At 39.8% G+C, this 1,834-nt stretch carries 2 protein-coding genes; both read left to right on the top strand.

Annotation, left to right across the window (positions count from 1 at the left end; all coding sequences use genetic code 11):
* The first annotated feature begins 32 nt into the window (after nt 1–32).
* Nucleotides 33–209 (top strand): hypothetical protein, encoded by a 177-nt coding sequence (locus F6J99_RS44735; RefSeq protein WP_293123814.1) that lies wholly within the window; start codon nt 33–35, stop codon nt 207–209.
* Between the two features lie 176 nt (nt 210–385).
* Nucleotides 386–1,810 carry an aspartate aminotransferase family protein gene (locus F6J99_RS44730; RefSeq protein WP_293123811.1) on the top strand — a complete coding sequence of 475 codons (1,425 nt, stop codon included), beginning with the start codon at nt 386–388 and terminating at the stop codon, nt 1,808–1,810.
* The last annotated feature ends 24 nt before the right edge of the window (nt 1,811–1,834 follow it).

Genomic DNA, 1,834 nt, shown 5'->3' with positions numbered 1-1,834 from the left:
TTGGGGGGATGGGGAGAGGGGGAGATGGGGAGATGGGGAGATGGGGAGATGGGGAGATGGGGAGATGGGGAGATGGGGAGATGGGGAGATGGGGGGGATTTTTATTAAGGGTAATTATCCTGACATCATATAAACCAAAATACTATGTCCTCAACTATACTTTCCTTACTACCGATAGAATAATTAAAATTTTTATCTGGTTGATTTAATATAAAAAACCGGTTATTATTGATATAATTGCCGCTTATTTGTATTATAAAAAAAACTAGTACAGCTGTCGATATTATATCCAATAATAGCGTTTTTTTATGGTAATATTATAGAGTCAATTTTACCAAACCCGACTCCCGACTCCCTACTCCCGACTCCCGACTCCCGACTCCCTATGAAGCATACAGAAACAACCCTCACTAAAGCCTTTACCATAATTCTCAACTATTTAGACTGTAACTTGGAACCCGATACCAAAGTCGTTAATTATCAAACCGCTAATGATCTTAAGGAAAAACTCGATTTAACCTTACCCGATGAGGGAGTGGCGTTAGAAGCGTTAATTCCTATAGTAGAATCTTACCTGAACTATAGCGTTAGAACCGGTAGCACTCAATTTTTTAATCTACTTTTTAGTGGGTCTAGTATTCCGGGAATTATAGCAGACATGGTGACCAGTGCCACCAATACTACTATGCACACCTATGATGTCGCCCCAGTAGCCACCCTGATGGAAATAGAATTGATTAAAAAATTGACCAGTTTAGTGGGGTTTAATCCAGGTGAAGGGTTGATGGTAACTGGAGGAAGTAATGCTAATCTGATCGGAATGCTTTGTGGACGACATCACGTTTTACCGGACGCTAAATTGCAGGGATTGGGGAATCATCAGTTAGTCGCTTTTGTTTCCGATCAAGCTCATTATTCCTATTTAAAAGCTGCGAATTTGTTGGGGATTGGCATCAAAAATTTAGTCAAGGTTAAGTCTGATGTGGATGGCAAAATGATTCCCGAAGCACTAGAAGCTGCCATTCAACAGAGCTTATCAGAAGAAAAAACACCCTTCTTTGTGGGGGCAACTGCCGGTACAACTGTTTTAGGCGCTTTTGATCCGTTACCGACCCTTGCCGAAATTACTAGGAAATATGGCTTGTGGCTGCATGTGGATGCGGCTTGGGGTGGACCGGTTTTATTTAGTGAAAAACACCAGCATTTGTTAGCAGGAAGTGAGTTAGTTGATTCGTTTACTTGGGATGGTCATAAGTTAATGGGAGTTCCTTTAATTTGTTCCGCTATTTTAGTGAAAGAAAAAGGACTATTGTCAGAAGCTTGCTCTGGGGGAGGTACCGATTATCTATTCCATGATGATGAAAATAATTTCTATAATTTAGGGACTAAGTCGTTACAATGTGGTCGGAGAGTAGATGCACTAAAATTATGGCTGTGTTGGAAATACTATGGCAAAAAAGGTTATGAGCAGCTGGTCAATCATTTATTTGACCTAGCTAATTACGCCACCGAGTATATCCGCAGTTGCGATAATTTAGAATTAATCGCTGAACCACAATTTTTGAATATTTGTTTCCGTTATATCCCCAAAGATGAACAGCTTGACTCTACTGGGTTAGACCAGCTGAATCTAGACATACGCAACCGATTATTTCATTCTGGAACAGCTTTTGTCAACTATGCTCATTATCAAGGTCTGGTTATGATTCGGTTAATTCTGGCTAACGCTGAACTGCAAAAAGCTGATTTAGAAAGCTTTTTACATAATTTCCTTGATGCTGGTAAACTATGTGAAGGTGTTAAAGGATAGAAGAAATAATGAAAGATAGCAAAA

The organism is Moorena sp. SIO4G3, assembly GCF_010692305.1.
GTDB classification, from domain to species: Bacteria; Cyanobacteriota; Cyanobacteriia; order Cyanobacteriales; family Coleofasciculaceae; genus Moorena; species Moorena producens_A.
This window is presented reverse-complemented; position numbering and strand designations above follow the sequence as displayed.

Excerpts from the sequence above, each read along its gene's own strand:
- F6J99_RS44735 (WP_293123814.1), top strand. The coding sequence starts at position 33 with ATGGGGAGATGGGGAGATGGGGAGATGGGGAGATGGGGAGATGGGGAG.
- F6J99_RS44730 (WP_293123811.1), top strand. The coding sequence starts at position 386 with ATGAAGCATACAGAAACAACCCTCACTAAAGCCTTTACCATAATTCTC.